11 protein-coding genes and 1 other RNA gene are annotated in these 18,322 nt (G+C 58.7%); 8 read left to right on the top strand and 4 right to left on the bottom strand.

The features are described 5' to 3' along the window. The first annotated feature begins 237 nt into the window (after positions 1-237). On the top strand, positions 238-4,872 hold the full coding sequence (locus SH410x_RS20840) for an Ig-like domain-containing protein (RefSeq protein ID WP_473670432.1): 4,635 nt from the start codon (positions 238-240) through the stop codon (positions 4,870-4,872). A 618-nt stretch (positions 4,873-5,490) separates the two neighbouring features. Here SH410x_RS20840 and SH410x_RS20835 read toward each other — a convergent pair. Both SH410x_RS20835 and SH410x_RS20830 read right to left on the bottom strand, forming a co-directional pair. Then, on the bottom strand, positions 5,491-6,249 hold the full coding sequence (locus SH410x_RS20835; protein ID WP_473670431.1) for a metallophosphoesterase family protein: 759 nt from the start codon (positions 6,247-6,249) through the stop codon (positions 5,491-5,493). Positions 6,250-6,253: 4 nt separating this feature from the next. Beyond that, a complete protein-coding gene (locus SH410x_RS20830; protein WP_473670430.1) occupies positions 6,254-7,012 on the bottom strand; it encodes a metallophosphoesterase family protein in 759 nt (252 codons plus the stop codon). Positions 7,013-7,141: 129 nt separating this feature from the next. On the opposite strand from SH410x_RS20830, the gene tsaB reads away from it, so the two are divergent. The 7 genes from tsaB (at position 7,142) to SH410x_RS20795 (ending at position 15,350) form a co-directional block, all read left to right on the top strand. Beyond that, positions 7,142-7,948 carry a tRNA (adenosine(37)-N6)-threonylcarbamoyltransferase complex dimerization subunit type 1 TsaB gene (tsaB, locus tag SH410x_RS20825; protein WP_473670428.1) on the top strand — a complete coding sequence of 269 codons (807 nt, stop codon included), beginning with the start codon at positions 7,142-7,144 and terminating at the stop codon, positions 7,946-7,948. Between the two features lie 133 nt (positions 7,949-8,081). Then, positions 8,082-8,514, top strand: an RNA gene (gene rnpB / locus SH410x_RS20820) — RNase P RNA component class A. 40 nt (positions 8,515-8,554) lie between these two features. Beyond that, complete coding sequence (locus SH410x_RS20815; protein ID WP_473670427.1) at positions 8,555-9,586, top strand: ThiF family adenylyltransferase; 1,032 nt, start codon at positions 8,555-8,557, stop codon at positions 9,584-9,586. A gap of 55 nt (positions 9,587-9,641) precedes the next feature. Continuing rightward, entirely contained in the window at positions 9,642-10,499 is an 858-nt protein-coding gene (dapB, locus tag SH410x_RS20810) for a 4-hydroxy-tetrahydrodipicolinate reductase (protein WP_473670426.1), read from the top strand. Continuing rightward, on the top strand, positions 10,496-11,401 hold the full coding sequence (locus SH410x_RS20805) for a 1,4-dihydroxy-6-naphtoate synthase (protein ID WP_473670425.1): 906 nt from the start codon (positions 10,496-10,498) through the stop codon (positions 11,399-11,401). The genes dapB and SH410x_RS20805 overlap by 4 nt, the downstream gene beginning before the upstream one ends. Before the next feature lie 141 nt (positions 11,402-11,542). Further along, positions 11,543-14,806 (top strand): serine/threonine-protein kinase, encoded by a 3,264-nt coding sequence (locus SH410x_RS20800; RefSeq protein ID WP_473670424.1) that lies wholly within the window; start codon positions 11,543-11,545, stop codon positions 14,804-14,806. Between the two features lie 151 nt (positions 14,807-14,957). After that, a complete protein-coding gene (locus SH410x_RS20795; RefSeq protein WP_473670423.1) occupies positions 14,958-15,350 on the top strand; it encodes a hypothetical protein in 393 nt (130 codons plus the stop codon). A gap of 209 nt (positions 15,351-15,559) precedes the next feature. Here the strand turns inward: SH410x_RS20795 and SH410x_RS20790 are convergent, their stop codons facing one another. Both SH410x_RS20790 and SH410x_RS20785 read right to left on the bottom strand, forming a co-directional pair. Next, on the bottom strand, positions 15,560-15,745 hold the full coding sequence (locus tag SH410x_RS20790) for a hypothetical protein (RefSeq protein ID WP_473670422.1): 186 nt from the start codon (positions 15,743-15,745) through the stop codon (positions 15,560-15,562). Positions 15,746-15,997: 252 nt separating this feature from the next. Next, on the bottom strand, positions 15,998-18,283 hold the full coding sequence (locus tag SH410x_RS20785) for an AMP-binding protein (protein ID WP_473670421.1): 2,286 nt from the start codon (positions 18,281-18,283) through the stop codon (positions 15,998-16,000). Between the last annotated feature and the right edge of the window lie 39 nt (positions 18,284-18,322).

Raw genomic sequence — 18,322 nt, 5'->3', positions numbered from 1 at the left:
TTTTGGAACTATTGCCTGGAACAATTCGTCTATTCATCACCACTGCCAACTTTCTGCCTAATGGCCGTCACCGAAAGCGCCGATAACGTTGATAACGTAGGCGTCCTAGGTAATATGGCGATGCTCACTGAAATTCCCTACCAGCTTACAGTTTTTGTAATTACGCTGTCTGCCTGCGCATGAGCGTCAAAAGTTCCTCACGACCCTGTCCATCACACCGTATTGCCGAGAAAACAGATGAACAATCTGCGTCACCTCCTTCGCCGCGTGCAGCCGACGAAGTCACGCCGAGCCAGCGAAGATCGGTCGCGTGGCCCACTTTCGAATAACCGTCGATTATTGACGGAGATGCTGGAGAAACGACAGCTTTTCGCGGGCGACCTCGGCTTGGGTTTGGATGCAGCACCTCCCGTCGACGATGTTGACGATTACGCGGTGGCACACAATTACTGGAACAAGTTCGACGTTAATAATGACGGCCAGGTGACGGCCCTCGACGCTCTGCGTGTGATCAACTACATGAACGAGAGTGCCGAGGGTGAGCCCTCGAGTGCCATGCTGATGGGCGTGGGGTTTGTGGACGTCAATGCGGATCACCAGGTTTCGGCGTTGGATTCTCTGCAGGTCATCAACCAGCTCAACGGGCCGGAGGGGGCCGCCGATTATGATGTGCGGTTTGAGTTGACGCCACGGAATCTCGATGACAGCCTGATCGCGCAAGACGGCACGTACACGACCAGCACCGGGGCAACGGGTGTCCGTTACACCGTCGACAACGGCGACATTTTTAAACTCGAAGTTGCTGTCCAGGACGACCGCGGACGCAGCAGTTCGTTTGGTGTTTTCCAGGCGGTGACCAATATTCTCGTCAACGAAACCGGTGTGCTGATCCCAGCGGTCGGCGAAATTCAAGGTTTCGACTTTAACCGCACGATTCTCGACAACGCCTCGACGCCCAATAGCACGATCGAGTTTTACTTCGCTGATAACCCCTCGGATGTTGTCTCGGCATCACTGGCCGACTTCTTGGGCAACAGCGATTCGGACACCGAGCAGTTCGTTAACGATGCTATCGTGCAGCTGAGCAGCGGCGCGGGTGAATTGAACATCACCGCCGACGAAATCGACGTTAGCGCAGGCACCACTTCGGCAACGAGTCCATTCCAGGTTCGCGTGGAATACAACGGGCTCGATTTGGCTGACGTTGACGTGCCGCGTCTGGAAACACGTCTGGTGATCAACAGTGTTGATCAGACCGTGTCGACGATTGAGCAGAACGTGATTCTGCCCGACGGTTCTTTCAACCCCATCACTCTGACGTCACGCTATGAAACATTCATGCGGAACGACGGCAGAAATGTTCCGCCGAATCCATCGCTTAACGACGGCCTCGGCCCTTTGATCTATGGCCAAGACCGTAACATCGGAACCTTTGACGTGGACGTTGAGGGCAATGGCACCGACATCTTCGATGAAGTCGGAACGCTCGGTCCGGTCGGTAAGCTGACCGATATCATCACAGATTATAGCTTCACGACCGCCTACGACGCCTTCAGTATCCCCGTTCGGGCCGTGAAGGTTGCCACCAATGTCGGCGTCAAGCTGGATAAAGTCGAACCTCGAGTCGGTTTCGAAGGTGTGCTGGTTTACGGTACCGATAACGGGAAAGAAACCGTGTCGCCGGACCGCATTCACTTGGACGAGCGGTCTGAGTTCCAGCTCAACGTTGTGGGCGAAGACACCGGCGAACTGACCGCGAACAATGCGACCCTGCCTGTCCAGGAAGATGACACGGATGGCGAGACGGTTCAGCTCCAGGTAACCGGCGCATTGACCGGAGAAACGATCACCTACGATGTGCCGGCCCGACAGGGTGCACTGGGAGTCGGGACGATCGACGCCGGCGGTGTGATGACGTATGTGCCCGATGCCAACAAATTTGGCACGGATCTGGTCGTGTACACCGCCACGACACCAAGCGGTGGGACCGCCACAGCCACGGTGACTGTCAACATTTCCGCCGTCAACGATTCGCCGATTGCCAATGATGACCCCTCCTCGGGGACTCTGTCGGTCGATGTCGGCAGCGAAATTCTGATCCCGGTACTCGCCAATGATGATGCGGGCGGCGACAACTCCGAGCCACTCAGCGAATTGACGATCACACCGGGTTCGCTCGCTCCCACGCTCGGCACGATCGCCGTCGTCGGCGATCAAATTCGCTACACCCCCAACGCCGGTGCGGCGTCGGGGACGGACACGTTCACTTACACCATCACCGATACCGGTGGACTCAGCGACAGTGCGACGGTCACCGTCAGCGTCGTTAGTAACGTCAGCGGAATTTCAGCCGCGGACAAGAACATTACCATCGACGAAGACAATGGTGGCGGTGTCACGAGCGAAGTCTTGGTGGCCGATCTCACCGCGGACAATCTGATCACCGTGAATAGCGGCAGCACCAGCATCTCGTTGGACAGTGCGACTGCACCTGCCGGTCGCGGCACCGTTCGCATCGACGGCGAGCAGATCTTCTACACGCCCGCCCAGAATGATAATGGGCCGGTTTCGATTTCCTACACGGCCAGCAACGATGCTGGCAGTGCCAGTGGGACGATCTTTGTCGAGATCACCGCCGTCAACGATACCCCCATCGCACCGCCACTGAGCTTCGACGTCAACGAAATGGCGACGCGGACCATCAACGTGCTCCAGCCTGGCAGCGGGCAAACCGGTCCTTCGGACGTGGAAACACCCACGAACGACTTGATCGTTTCGCTTCCCGATCAGACCTACTCGCCGCTGGGGGCTGTATCGGTCATTAACAACCAGCTCGTCGTTAATTCGCTTGGAACCGCGGCCCAGGGTGGCTTTAGCTTTGAATACCGCGTCACGGATGCCGATGGCAGCATCTCGGACAGCGGTACGATCTCGATCAGCGTGATTGATGTGCTCGACGCCCCTGTCGCTGGCGACGAAAACGTCCCCGCAGTTGACGAAGATTCCGGCGATGTGACTGTCGATCTGGGTGCCCTGACGACCTCGGAAGCCGGTTCGGTTGTCTACACGATCGTCAGCCAAGCCAGCGGCCTGGGGGTTGCATCAATTAGCGGCAGCAACCTGGTTCTCGATCTCACTGAAAACGCCAACGGATCCGGGACCGTCGTCTATCGTGCAACCGATGCGGTTGGCTCAGACGAGGGTACGCTGACGTTCATGGTCAATGCGGTTAACGATGCTCCTGTGTTGGGCGATCTTTCGCGAACGGTTGTCGAGGATGGTTCGGTTGACATTGACGTCGCCGGTGCTGCCACGGATATCGATTCAACGAATTTGACGGCAGGCGTGGTTACGAATCCAAGCAACGGTACCGCCGAACTGCTGTCCAACGGTTTGATTCAGTACAAACCCAATGCAGGCTACAGCGGGTCTGACTCTTTCCGCGTCAGTGTCAGCGACGGCATCGCACCCCCAGTGGAAGCCACTGTCACGATCAACGTCACGAATGTGATTGCTGCCCCCGTTGCCGCTGACGGAACACTGACGCTCGCCGAAGATGCGGCCACCACCACCAAGGATCTGACGCTGCTCGTGACCTCCGAAGTGACGGCCACGATCACGCTCATTACCGGTGCCAGTCACGGCACCGCGACCATCACTAACGGCGTGCTGAGCTACAAACCGGCAGCGGACTACTTCGGTTCCGATTCGATCACCTACCAAGCCACCAACTCTGCTGGCAGCGACACGGGTGTGATTGCGATCTCGGTTACCGCCGTCAACGATGCTCCGATCGCCAACAACGACACGGCTGTTGTCGTGATGGACACGGCTAAGCAAATCAACGTGCTGGCCAACGATACGCCGAACCCAGGCGGTGAAGCCGATACCGTAACGGTCACGGTCGCAGCCGGTGATATGCCTGCCCACGGTACGGTTTCCGTTGCAAACAACATTGTGACCTACACGCCCGATAGTGGTTTTGTGGGTTCGGATTCGTTCGTCTACACGCTCAGCGATGGCCAGGGCGGCAGCGATACCGCGACCGTTTCGATTACCGTCAATGACAATGTCGTCATCGGATCGACGGTCACTGGCCAACTGTTCCTCGATTCGATCTCGAACATTGGTGAGGTGGCTAACAACGGTGCGGACCCTGTTCGCAACGGTACCTACGAAACAGGTGAAACGACACTCGTCGGTGCCCGCGTGCATCTGGTCGGTGTCGGCAGTGCTGCGGGCACAAGCCTGACCGTGGTCACCGATCGTAGTGGTCGGTACTCGTTCGAAGATGTGCCGCCCGGAGACTATGAGATCCGCTTTGAATTGGCTCCTGGCATGGAGATCGCCGGTGAGGGCTCCGACGGTGTGATCCCGATCAGCGTTCCTGACGCAGGCGGTTCGGAAAATCCAGCCCCTGTCACGGCGAACTTCGTGATCGAAGATCTGGGTTCGCAGTACTACGCAGGCCGAAACATCCTGACGACCGATCCGAATCGCGAGGGGCTCCCACCCACCGTCACCTTCGGTGAGACGTCGAGCTTCTTCTACTCCCAATCGACTGATCACACCTTGGTTCAAAGGGCAGTCTTGGTGGGCAGAGACTTCGGCAATGCCAAGTACGTCGAACTGCTGATGAATCAGGATCGCGACCATGCGTTGCTGGTTATCGTCAACAACGATCTGAAGACTCAATCGGCCAGCATCGATGCCGACCACCTGGCCGTGCTCGATACCGGTAGCGACGTTCGCGTCGATCTGTTCGGTGGCACCAACGACTTCGTCTTCAGCGATGTCGATGACGTGACCGACATCACGGACCTCTATCCAGAATACGAGGACGCGATCGACGAATTGCTGAATAGTCTCTAAGCCAGCGTAACCGCTCTCTGAAACCCTCAAAATCGCCACTCAGGCTTATCTGAGTGGCGATTTTTTTATTGCCTGGTCGAACGGAACGATATCTGGGGCCGCACGGCATGGAGGTGCGCCGTATTATTCGCCCCCGCTTAGTGACGAAGTCACCGCAGGTGATAGCCCTGGACGCCAGTCCAGGGGGTGGGGCCGCGAAAGATGACCGCACAATCCCGAAGGGACGACATGTGTTTCAAGCATCAGATCGTTCGCAGGAAGGACATTGGAAACGCCTGCCATCGCTTCGCGATTCCCAATGTTTGCGCAACGACGACCCCGGATTGGCGTCCGGGGCTGTCCCATGCCACCGCTGCGCGGTTGCGGGCAACGCTGTGAAGCAATTTTTCCGAACGCAGGACGGGGCCACTGTCCCGTCCGGGGTGTTTTCTCGGTAAACGGTCGCCAGCCTGCGCGCTCGGGACAATGGTCCCACGCTACGAATCCAGCAGTTCACCGCACAAAAACGCTTCGCAGCGTTAGGTTAGTGGACACAACTGCAGAGTTGAAACTGAGCCACCACCAATCGATCGCCAGCCCGGTATGATGCCGTGGCTAGCCCACACACCAACGCCGTGCTCAGCGGCCTTCGCGGAGTCGGTAGCCCAGGAAGTTGTCGAGGTCGCTTTCCGCTTCGATTAATTTGACGGTGCGTTCGATGTCATACTCCACGCGGCGGAATTCAAGCACCTCGGGGTCCGCGATCACGTAGCAACTGCGGGGATCGCTGTCCCGGGGCTGGCCGACGCTGCCAACGTTGATCATCAGCTTCGCGTGCGGGTCGGCGAGTGAATAGCCGGTGCCTGTCTCGGTAGGCCGGATGAAGCGGTGGTCAACCGTGAACACTCCGGGCACGTGGGTGTGACCTTGGAAGCACAACCGGGGCACCAGCGAGAACAGTTTTTCCATCTTCTTCACGTTCTGAGTGTCTTCGGGGAAGACGTACTCGTTCGTGGGTCCACGGGAGGAACCGTGGACGAACAGCCAATCCCGTTCGCGCACCGTCCTCGGTAGGTCACATAGATACTCGATTCGTCGGCGGCTGAGTTCAGGATTGGGGCCCTCTTTTTCAAGCTGGGCGCGCGTCCAGAAGATTGCTTGCTCGGCTGCCACGTTGAACCCTTCCGGGTCGAACAGCGAGCTGCTGTCGTGATTGCCGAGCACACAGAAGTCAAACTCCATGACTTGGTCTAAGCATTCACATGGCTGGGGACCGTAGCCCACGACGTCGCCCAAGCAAACGATGCGATCGACTTTTTGTGATTCAATATCCGCCATCACGGCGTTCAGCGCAGCGAGATTGCCGTGAATATCACTTAAGATTGCGGTACGTGTCACCCGATCAGTGTCCTCGTTTGAGCCGGTCACCGAGCGCGTTGTCGAGATCGGGCTGTGCGTAAATTTTTTCGGCGGTGGCATTGATATCGTAAGCCACACGTCGATAGGTAATCGTCTTTGCGTCGGTGTCGAGGATGACGTAGCACGACCGTGGGTTCTCGTCGCGTGGTTGGCCGACGCTACCGACGTTGACCAGCAACTTGGTGGAACCCAGTGGATAGGTGTGATCGCAGTCTTCGGGCGGAATGAATTCGCAGGAGGTTGTAAAAACTCCCGGCAGATGGGTGTGCCCCATGAAGCAGTACTGGTCGATTTTGCCGAACAGAATCTCCATTTTCCGCGTGTCGTAGACGTATTCGGGAAACACGTATTCGTTGGTGGGGTCGCGAGGGGAGCCGTGGACGAATCGATACGGTTCGTCATTGACGAAGCGCGGCAACTCGCCGAGGAAATCCCAGCGCGCGTTGATTTGGGATTGGCTGCCATTGCCCGCATCGAGCTGGTCGCGGGTCCAATAGATCGCCTTCAAGGCCATCGGGTTGAACCCATCGGGGTCGAATAAGGCGGCCTGGTCATGATTGCCTAGGATCGTCCGCTTGCAGCGGCGCATCACGATGTCAAGGCACTCGCAGGGATTGGGTCCATAGCCGATAATGTCACCCAGACAAAAGATATCGTCGACACCGATGGCATCAATGTCGGCCATCACGGCCTGCAAGGCTTCCAGGTTACCGTGGATATCGCTGATCAATGCTCGCTTCACGAAAACTCTCGAAACCTAGTTAAACTCGGACACTCAAAAAACACCTCGCTCGCCTACCAGGTCCATGCAAACGATTGTCTGCGACCCAGCTTCCCGATCGTCGGTAGCGAGTTGGGGATTGTAGCGTTTATGAAAATTGTGCAACAACCTATGCAGCAGGAAATATCTGGGCCACCCGCCCAATCCAGTAACGCGAATTCACTTGCCATCGAAGTCATCGGGCGGGAAGGATCGATCGCATTGCTGAGAGGCACCAGTGTAGTTGCGGCTCGGCCGCTCACACAGGATACGCGGGCCGCGGCCAGTCTGGCGCCGCTGATCGCGGATTTCGCGGCCAAATATCTCCCTGGCGGCACGCTCGATTCGCTTGGCAGCATCGCCGTGGCGGCGGGCCCGGGGTCGTTCACAGGGCTACGGATTGCAGTCACGACTGCAAAAACGCTGGCCTACGCGCTTGATATTCCGCTGGTGGCTGTCAACTCGCTTGTCGGGATTGCCAATATCGCGGCTCAACAATCGATGCTTGCCGATCGCGATCACGCGTCATTGCCGCGACTGCCACGCCCGATTCTGGTGGGTTTGGCAGCCTATCGAGGGCAGTTGTATCGGGGCAGATTTCTGCCGGGGCAGCCAGCGGAAATCGATATCGTCTCCGCCGAGGAGTGGAAATCGGAGCTCGCGTGGGCGGCGGGTGCCCCGGAAACGCCGGGCTCAGATCAGGACAAAAATAAATTTCTTTTCGCAGGCGATCGAGCCGTTTTCAAGTCCGCGGACGGCTCGATTGACCTCAGCGAGTGGTCGGGCGACGGCGAAGTGCGGGCTGTCGGCGTCGGCCGCGTCGCTGCTGAAATGTTCGCACGCGGTGAGACGACCGACCCACTCGAACTGGTGCCTGACTATCTGCGCCCGAGTTCCGCCGAGGAAAAGGTGGGGTGAAACGAGTCTTGGTAGCTTGGGAGCATTGTCCCGAGCTCGCCAATCGGCCTCGGAGGGGACCGTGATCCGATTCCCTACGAAGTCAACGGCTTGTCACCGCGATCATTTCGGGGGATTGTAAAGGCTGACTGAGACAGTGGGCGGGGTGACCGCTGGTGGCGGCGGTCGCGGTGGCTGGTCCATCGCCGATCTTTCGTTGCTGGAGGAAAGTCCGGGCTCCGTAGGGCAGGATGGTCGATAACGTCGACCGGCCGCGAGGTTAGGGAAAGTGCAGCAGAGAGTAAACCGCCGAACGGTTCACGGTCACTTGCTCGATTGAGCTGTGACCGCGAATGCGTGGTAAGGGTGAAACGGTGCGGTAAGAGCGCACCAGCGGCCGAGGTGACTCGGCCGGCTCGGTAAACCCCATCCGGAGCTAGACCAAACAGGGTGCATGAGGCGGCCCGCCTCGCTATCGACACCCGGGTAGGTCGCAATTGAGGCGGCGAGCAATCGTCGCGCACAGATAAATGGTCACTGGCAGCAATTCGCTGTTACAAAACCCGGCTTACAAGCCCACTGTCTCGGTCCTTTTCTGTCAATCATGCACCCTCTGCCAACCGATCCATGCCCCGTCCCCGGTCCCACGAACGCTACCTCCGCCAAGCCCAGTTCGGTCCGATCGGCGAGTCTGGCCAGGGTAGGATCGAGGCCGCCCGCGTCGCGGTGCTCGGTTGCGGAGCACTCGGCACCGTCGCCGCCGACCAACTCGCCCGCGCCGGCGTCGGCTGCCTGCGTCTGATCGATCGCGATCTTGTGGAGTGGAGTAATTTACAGCGTCAGAGTTTGTACACCGAAGCGGACGCTGAGGCGGGAGCGGCGAAAGTCGAAGCGGCCGCGACACACCTGCGAGAAATCAATTCGTCGATCAATATCGAGGAGCGAGTTGTCGACATCACCCCCGCCAACATCTCGCGGCAACTTGAGAATATCGACATTGTCATCGACGCGACCGACAATTTTGCGGCCCGTTTGTTGCTCAATGACTGGTCGCTGAAATCAAAGACCCCGTGGGTGCATGGCGGCTGCATTGGCGCGACCGGGCAAGTCCGTCTGTTCACCGCCACCGCACCATGTCTGCGATGCTTATTGCCCCATCCACCGGCACCAGGCGAAACGGCGACGTGTGACACCGCAGGCGTCATTGCGCCCGCAACGCACTTGATCGCTAGCCTGCAAAGCTGTGAAGCGATCAAATGGATTTCGGGAAACCGGTCGAGCGTTCGCAGCGAGATTTTGTCAGTTGACCTGTGGAATAATCACTTTCGCGCGATCGCGTTGCAGGCCGATCCCCACTGCCCGGCCTGCGCTCACCATCGCTATGACTTCCTCGACGCCGGGATGAACACCGTGGCAGCGGAATTACTCTGTGGCCGGGATGCGGTTCAGATCGCGGGATCGGGACAAAGTGTCGATCTGCTGCGAATGTCGCGAGCATGGCAGTCCATCGGCACGGTGACCTCCTCGCGTTTTTTTGTGCGACTGGCGCTTTGCGAGAATCAAATGGTGACGCTCTTTCGAGACGGCCGAGCCGTGATCAGCGGTGTTCGCGACATCCCCCACGCACGCTCGCTATATGACCGCTATGTCGGTTCGTGATCGTTGCCGTTGACGGTCCTGGGCGAGTACAGCGGTTGGCGTTAAATTTGGTGGCATGAGCAAAACAATCAAACTTGCGGTCCACGGGGCTGCCGGACGGATGGGACAACGTGTTGTCGCTTTGGCGTCGGATACGAACGACAGGTCCAACGCGGATTTTGTCGTGACGGCGGCAATCGATCATGCGGGGCATCCTAAAATAGGCTTGGACGCCGGCAGTGTTGCGGGTGTCGGTAGCGTCGGCGTGCCGATTTCGGCGGACTGGCCCAGCGACGCGGATGTTGTGATTGATTTCTCGCTTCCCGAAGCGCTCGATGCTTGCGTGGAACACTGCTTGGCGAGTACCTGCCCGCTCGTCGTCGCCACCACGGGACTCAGCGAAGCCCAGAAAAACTCGCTGGCCGACGCCGCTCGCTCGATTCCGATCGTGTGGGCACCGAGCATGTCGCTGGCGGTGAATTTGTCGATGCGTGTGGCGCAGCAGATCGCGACGGCGCTGCGTGACGTCGCCGGTGGCGTGGACATTGAGATTCTCGAACGCCATCACCGCTTCAAAGCCGACGCGCCGAGCGGCACGGCGCTCAAGTTTGGCGAGTTGATCGGCGAGGCCATCGCGGAAGAGCAGCCCGTCATGCATGTGCACGGGCGAGAGGGCCATACCGGTCAGCGGACGCGAAACGAAATCGGCTATCACGCGATCCGGGTTGGTGACAATCCAGGCGAGCACACGATCGTGTTCGGGATGTTGGGGGAGCGGATTGAGCTGAACGTGGCCGCGAGCAACCGCGATTGCTACGCTGCCGGGGCACTCGCGGCTGCCAAATGGCTGGTCCGGGGGCACGACGGGGCACCCATGCCAGCGGGTTTGTACAACATGTTTGACGTCCTCGGCATGGCCGACTCGCCCCAATGAGCGATCCGGCAGCGCAGCGGGTTTGCGTCGGGCCCGATACTCTCGCCGACAGCGGACAGAGGCTGCGGCTTGGCATTTCGACCTGCCCCAACGATACGTTCGCCTTTGCTGCGTTATTGGAGGGCCGGGTCGATACCGATGGGTTCGCCTTCGAGATTGACTTGCTCGATATCGATCAACTCAATCGGGCCCTGATCGCTGGGCAATTCGATCTGGCGAAAACGAGCTTCCACGCGGCCCTGTCGTTGGGCGACCAAGTCGTGGTGCTGCCGGTCGGTTCCGCCCTCGGTTTTGGTGTCGGGCCGTTATTGCTGGCGAGCCAACCGAACTGCTCGCCGAGTCAACCCGGATCCGGTGAGACTCCCGCGCTGACGCTGTGCCCTGGCGAGCACACGACGGCGAAATGGTTGTTCGATTTATTTTATCCCGACACGACGCCGGTCGAACACGTGGTTTTTTCGGAGATCATGCCCCGATTGGTTGCCGGCACGGCAGATTTTGGTGTCTGTATTCATGAGGGTCGGTTCACCTACGAGGAGGCGGGGCTGCATCGTGTGGCCGATTTAGGGGAACTTTGGGAGCGCCGGACGGGATGCCCGCTGCCGCTGGGTGGGTTAGTCATGCGCCAGCGGCATAGTTCCGAGGTGATGCGGCGGGTGAGCCAAGTGATTTCTCGCTCTTTAGCGATCGCTCGGGAATCACCTGAGACGGCGTTGCCAGCGATGCGGAGGTACGCTCAATCCATGGATGACCGTGTGTTGATGCAGCACGTGGATTTGTACGTCAATGACTGGACGGTGGATTTAGGAGCCACTGGAAGGCATTCATTGCAGGAAATGGCGCAATTAGCGAGTGGTATGAGAAATAGCCGAGAACGTCAGCCGATGTTGTGCGTTCTATAGTCAACGAGAGCTAAAATTGTTGCCATCATCTGATGGACCAACTAAGCTGCATGGTGGTGATGGACCGCGTCTTTTCTCTTCTCTCGCTCGATGCACGGCTGCATGGAACCCTCGTCTGCAATCCGACCTGAAGGCTCGACGGTGCATCGCTCGGCATCGAATGGAGACGTTCTGTCCGCAGAGAATCACGATTTGGTGACAGCGGAGCAGCTCGAGGCAGCCGAAACGGTCATTCGGCAAGATCCGCTCAGGGCATTGTCCGGGGGCTCATCGCGGTTGGAGACGACGTCCAGTGGCGGTGGAATGGGGTCGAGCCGATCGGTCGCCGAAGGTTCTGGTAGCGGATCGTTGCGGGGACCGACGCATCACACACCGGCTTCGTTGACGCGGGAGCTGCAAGGCCAGCGACTGAATCATTTCGAGCTGCTCGAACAGATTGGCGGCGGCGGCATGGGGGCGGTGTTCCGCGCCGTCGATGATCGCCTGGGACGCACCGTGGCGGTCAAAGTCGTACCGTTTGCAGAAGGGGATCCCGATCTGCAGCGGCGGTTCCGCAATGAGGCCCAGAGCGCCGCGAAGCTGGATCACCCGTTGATCGCACGGGTGTTCGAGGTCGGCAATGACGGGCCGTGGTACTACATCGTTTTCGAATACATCGACGGTCGCAACATCCGCGACATCGTGACCCAGAACGGTCCGTTGTCGCTCGACGATGCCGTTTTCTACACAGCCCAGGTGGCCGAGGCGATTGGCCACGCATCCCGCCGCGGGATCGTGCATCGCGATATCAAGCCCTCCAACGTGGTGGTGACCGAAGAGAGTTCGATCAAGCTCGTCGACATGGGATTGGCTCGCTCGGAGAATTTTGACACCAGTGAGGACATGACGGCGAGCGGCGTGACGCTGGGCACGTTCGATTACATTTCGCCGGAGCAGGCACACGACCCCAGGCTGGCCGATATCCGCAGCGATTTGTACTCACTTGGCTGCACGTTCTACTACATGCTCACCGGATCGCCCCCATTTCCCGGTGGGACGATGTTGCAAAAGCTGCTCAATCACGGCAACGCAGCGATTCCGGATATTCGCGAGCATCGTGAGGACGCAAGCGATGATTTAGCAGCGATCCTGCGAAAAATGTTGGCTAAGAAGCCCGAGCAGCGATACCAGAATTCACAATTACTGATCGCCGATTTACGGGAGTTGGCGTTACGTGAAAACCTCCGTCGTAGCCGCGGCGTGGACGTCGTCACCGTGGCGGAGCAGAACCCATTCGTGTGGCGATTGCTCCGGCATCTGCCATGGGTGGTCGCTGCCGTCGTGTTGGTGAGCAGTGCACTCGCCCTAGAAGTTCTGTCGTCCCAGCAGCGGCGTGAGTTCAGTTCGCAAGTCGCCGCGACGGTTCCCGATTCGGCATTTGAATCCGTTCCCGTCAATGTTTCTGTGGTGAACTCGAGCGTCACCCACCCACCGGGCGGCCCACCACTGTTTTCGCCGCCGCGGCCATCGATTGCGCAGCCCTTCACCTTGGAACCCGCGTCGGTTGATGCGGCGGCGAATTCGCCCGCTTCCTCGCCGCCTGCCGCCAGTGCTGGGACCGGATCAGAGAGTTCGGCTGCGTCGAGTCGCAATGTGCCGGCCCCGGCCTCGTCAGAGACCGACATGTCACGGCCCGACACGGGTGTCGCGCGAGACGCGAATCTTGCCGAGATCAATTCGCGAACAGGATTAGAGGTCTTGCGAAGTGCGTCGCCCGGTTCGGCATTCCCCGTCGTCGCTGCCGGAGCGGCGACCGGGCAAGCGATCGCTGTGCAACGATATTCGCCGATGCTCAATCCCGGTCCCGTGACCCCCGCGGTCGATTCAGCCTCGTCGCAATCCAGTGTCGCGGCGACCACGAATCCGTTGCCCCCGCGTGTGGAAGTCACCCCGCGAAGTCTGAATCGTTTTCCCAGTGACCCGCCGAGCCTGCGTAACTTTCCACTGCCGATCGGCTCGGGAGCGATCGGTGAAGCCGCGGACACGATTTCCCTGCCTCCGCGAATTCCCTCGTTCGTGGGTCTCGAAAATCAGAGTCGTGAACCTGACGCGGCAGGAATGATGGAGGACGCGGTCTCGGTCGCTCGCGATGCTCTTGAGTCAGGACGGGCCACGCTGGTGGATCCACCGCACCAAATCAGGATCGTCGCCCCCGAGTCGATTCTGATGCTCTCGCGCCAGGCCCAAGCCGAGGGGATCGCGTTGACGACGACGCTGCAGGCGGCGTTGGAGTTGGCTCAGCAGTATCACGTGGAGCGGATCGAGATCGATACACCCATGCTGGCCACCGAGCCGGTGGTGGTCGCAGAGGACGATTTAGTGATCTCTTCGTCGGTGCCAGGGGGGACGGCCATCGTGTTCACCTCCAACCGTGAAGTCGACATGCAGCGTAGCGATATGTTGACGGTCGGATCCAACCGGCTCGAATTAGTCGATATTCACATGTATTGGACCGTTCCTGCCAGCGAGACGGACGGGGGCGCGATGTTGGCTCTCAACGATAATCGGCGAGTTCGGTTGACGGACAGCTCGATTACGATCGACAACCCATCACGCCGTGACGACATTCATGCGTTTAACGTCGTGACGGATCCCGAATCAACGTCGCCGGGTGACAAGGCCGGGGGGCGTGCGGCGAGCGAACTAGCGGAATCCATGCCGCTGGTTTCTCTAGAGCTCTACAATGTGATCATCCGCGGCCAGATTTCGATGCTGCGAATGGACGTTGCCGCCGAACTGCAGCTGCTATGGGAGAACGGGCTGCTGGCCGTTTCCCGCCGCATGATCGAAACCGGTGGCTCGGTTTACCGCCCCCAACCCAAGTCAGGTTCCATTCGATTGTCATTGCAGCGGCTCACCGCCTACATCCCTCGGGGGCTGCTCTTGATGCGGTTAGGTGTCAGCACGCCCTACCCGGTGTCGATCGAACGGCAAGCCGAAGAGAGCGTGTTTGTGATCGATCGGGGCGTCCCCCAGATAGAGATTACCGGTATTTCTCGCGAGGACCGCGACCAGTCGTGGCTGCGCATCCGAGGCGCGTCCAACGCCTACGAAACCGACACGACCCTCAGCGACCCCCTGTTGCTGATCCGCGACGAGACCGGGCAAACGGCGACGACGACCATGAACGCGCTAGCGGATATTGCGAACTCGCCGAGCTGGGCAGACGATGAAACGCCACGGTGGGTAGTCCGCTGGTCCGAACCGCTGCCTGATGGGGTCCCTATCAGCCACCTGATTCCAGCAGATTTTCGCCAAGATGGCTCTTTATTTGCCGGATTTCGTGAAAAGAGCTTGCCGAAACTGCCGATGCAGCGAACATTCCAGGTACCCGTCTTGGACTCACGCGTTCTCGACTCACCATAGCGAGTGGTCGGAAAAAATTGCGACTTTCTTCCAGTTCGGGTGATCGGCGTTTGACTTTTCACCCTCCAAGTGACTTTAATAGTGGCGTGATCGGCTCCGCTGCTCACCCTCCTACCTTTTTCAACCCACCTAAGTAACCCAGGAAACCTCGATGAAACGTTTGGCTCTCATGTTCGGACTCGTCGCCTTGTTCACCACTCCCTCATTCGCGATCAGTGAATTTGGTAAGCAGTTCAAGGGGCAGGTGATGGAATCCGAGGCCCCTGACGACTTCAAGAAAGCCGTCAAGAAGGCCAATTGCTACATTTGTCACGTCAAGGGCGAAAAGAAGGAAGACGTTCGGAACGAGTACGGCAAAGCCGTCAAGAAGTATCTCACGGCCGAAGATTTCCCCAAGGAATACATCAAGAGCAATCCCGAAGAAGCCAAGGCCAAGATTCTCGAAGGTTTCAAAAAGGCCAACGAACTCAAGAGCACCGACGGCGAAACGTTCGGCGCCAAGATCAAGGCTCACAAGCTGCCAGCGACCGACGCCGGCATCTAGTCCCTCGCACGCATTCGGTTTTCCGGTAGCGCATTTCGAGGCACCCGAAAATAAGAAATTTGAGGAATCCACGGTCAAACGCGTGCCCTTCGGGCTGCGTTTGACCGCATCGCCCCGGGCGTTGCCCGGGCGTTGCCCGGGCGTTGAGTAGGACCCGCGTTCTGGCGAATGTAGCTACTCGGTCTATTCATTTGCGGGCGTTTACCCGCTCAGTGCTCGTCAGGAACGCCTAGCAGTTGCTTCATCTGGCTCTGCATTTCTTTCAACCGATGCTCGCTGTCACGGCAACGAGCGTCGCCTGCGGCCGCTCCTTTGGCCTTGCCAATCCGGTATCCGATCACCAGGCCGACGATCAGGGCCACAGCGGCAAACCCTAGCAGGTCAATGGCTCGCATCGAGCGCTCCTTCAGAGCTTTTCGTGGGGATAGCGATGGGCTCTGGCGGGAACCCGTTCTCGTACCAGCGTACGATTGAATTGAGCTCAACGGTCGGTGATGGGACAACATTCCAACTGTCTAGCCGCTCGGCGATACCGGCCAGTAGCCGACGCCACTCGCCGATGGCAGCTCGAAAAACGTCGACTCTGTTTACGTTGATTTGCTCCGCACCGACTTTGCAGATCACCATTGCGACCGTCCTCACAAAATTCATTTAGTTCCAGAGGTTCGTTCCAACGCCAGGTCTTTGGCGGCTTTGAGATCGAGTTTGCCGGTGCCCAAAAGAGGAATCTCGTCGACTTGGATGAACCCCTCATTGCCGGGGATGAATAGGTTGGCGAGTCCAGCGGCCCGCAGGCCGACACGGATTTCATCGACCGTTTTCACTGTTTCGGTGTACAGCACAATCAACCGCTCGCCCTTCTTGGCATCCGGTACCGCTGTCACACAGGCACGCAACTGATCGTCGTCCTCACTCTCTTTGAGTATTTTGCCAGCCTCTTCTTCGACTTTGAGGTGGGGCACCATCTCACCGCCGATTTTCGAGAATCGACTTAGCCGACCGGTAATGTGCAGGAATCCATCGGCGTCAATGTGGGCGATATCGCCGGTGCTGTACCAGCCGTCAACGATCGCCTTGTTCGTCAGCTCGTCCTGGCCGGCGTAGCCGCGCATCACGTTGGGTCCGGTGACCATCAGCAAGCCATCTTCACCCGTGGCCAGTTCGCGGGCGTCATCGGGTGAGATCACTTTGGCGGAAATGCCCGGCAGGGGGCGACCCACGCTGCCTTCGATGCGGTCGGGTTGATACTTGGCCACCGAACGCGACACGGGGATATTCACGCTGACCAATGGGCTCATCTCCGTCATGCCGTACCCTTCGACTGGGCGAACGCCGAATTTCTGCTCGAAAGCATCGAACAAATCCAAGGGCATCTTCTCGGCGCCCACGACGACCACGTCGAGCGACTGGAACTGCTCCGGCGGCACCCGTTTCAAATAACCTCGCAAGAATGTGGGAGTCGCCAACAGCACAGTTGCTTTGTACTTCTCGACGAGTTTACCGATCTGTTTCGCATCGAGCGGATTGAAGTGGTACACGCCAGCGGGGCCAAGCGTCTGTGCGGCCCACAGGGTGACGGCATAGCCGAACGAATGGAAAAACGGCAGAACACCGATGATGGTATCGTCTTGATTGAGTCGCACGGCGCGGCCCACGGCGTCAACGTTGTGGCTGACGTTGGCATTGGATAGCAACACGCCTTTGGGCATCCCGGTCGAACCGCTCGTGAAGATCACGGTGAGCAGATCATCACTGGCGATTTTGTGCAGTCCGAGAATACGATCGAGCAACCACCCAGGCACAATCGTTGCTTGGAGGAACGCGATCACTTTGTCGGCGGTCGAAACTTTGTTTTTAAGTTCATCGAGCGAGACGATTTCGGCATCCAAATCGAGGTCGAGTTTTTCCATGAACCGATCGCTCGTCAGCACATGTTTGACGCCCGTGGACCGGATGCAGTGATTCATCACGTCACTGCTGACGGTGTAGTTCAGGTTGGCACTGACCCGCCGGTCGGCCGCCAAGGCAACGTTCACGGCAACCGCACCGACGCTGGGTGGTAGCAAGACGCCGACAAATTTCTCGTCCGCGGTGAACACTTCGCGGGCCAGACACCGACGCAGTGCCAGTGTGCGGATCAGCAGGTCACGTCCGCTGGCTTCGACACCCAATGAGTCCGCCGCTTGCATGCGTTTTCCACGGCGGCGCCAACATCGCAGAACGCGTTGAGCTAAGACAGGGAATTGCTGGCGATTGTCAATCTGAGCCTTGGAACCGAGGGTTTGCACACGCGTGCGGATCGTCGAGATCGGTGTTTCGGGCGGGAGTGGTTCGCCCACATACAGCGTGATCGTGCGGCGAAATTGGGTGGGCCATTTCTTGAAAAAACATCCGCCCGAAAAACTGAAGATGCTGCCCCAGATGCCCTCGATGTACACCGGGACGACTTGCGCAGTGGTCTTCTGCAGGATCTTGGTCATCCCCGGTTTGAACGCCTGCAGTTGCCCGGTCCGAGTAATCGTGCCTTCGGCAAAGATCCCGACGACGTCACCATTATTGAGTCCCTCACGGGCGCTCCGCAGAGCTCGCCCGATCGCTTTGGGACCACCCATCATCAGAATGGTATCGAACGCGCCCGACAGGTACTTCGCCAGTGCTGAGTGGAAATTACCGCCGTCGACGACAAAGCGAACATTGCGGGGCAGCAGCCACAAGATCAACAGCCCATCGATCCACGAAACATGGTTGCTCACGACCATCACGCCGCCTTCGGTGGGCAGATTCTCCAATCCGACGGTTCGGCCGCGATAGAACATCTCCAGGAACGGGCGAAAGACAGCTCGCACGAACCTCCGTGGGTATTTCCATGCGATGAATCCGAGGATCGCAATCAGGACCGCGAAAATAATCAGGACGGTATAAAATGTATTCAACAAAAAATCTCCCTGGCAAACACGCCGTTATCGTCGCCA

It is taken from the genome of Rhodopirellula sp. SH410 (assembly GCF_055811895.1).
Note: the sequence above shows the minus strand (reverse complement) of the source record. Positions and strands in the feature narration are given on the sequence as shown.